General features: G+C 53.8%; 1 pseudogene. It reads right to left on the bottom strand.

Annotation, left to right across the window (positions count from 1 at the left end):
• Window positions 1–372 (bottom strand): annotated as a pseudogene (locus NR111_RS18890) (hypothetical protein); the annotation flags it as partial.

Here is a 372-nt window from a genome sequence, read left to right as displayed (position 1 = left end):
TTTGTAAGCCACAGTGTCGATCGCAATGATGTTCTTGGCACCTGCGAGGCGTTCCCCTTTTCCTTCTTTCCTTCCTCTTCCTCCTCCTCCCCTCCCTTCCCCCTTTTCTCCTTTCTTTTTTCCCTCTTTTTTCCCTTCCTCCCCCCCCCCCTTCTTTCCTCCCCCCCCTCCTCTCTCTTCCCTCTCCCTCTTCCCCTCTTCCCTTCTCTTTCTTCCCTTTTCTTCTCCTCTCTTTTCCCCCTCCTCCTTCCTCCTCTTCCTTTCTCCTCCCTTTCCTCCTCCCCCCCCTTTCTCCTCTCCCTCCTCCCTTCCTCTTTCCTCCCCTTTCTCCTTCTTCTCTTCCTTCTCCCCTTTCTCCTCTTTCTTTTTCTC

The sequence above is a fragment of the Dietzia sp. Die43 genome, assembly GCF_024519835.1.
GTDB classification, from domain to species: Bacteria; Actinomycetota; Actinomycetes; order Mycobacteriales; family Mycobacteriaceae; genus Dietzia; species Dietzia kunjamensis.
The sequence above is the reverse complement of the archived record's forward strand: the minus strand, read 5'-3'. Positions and strand labels throughout refer to the sequence as shown.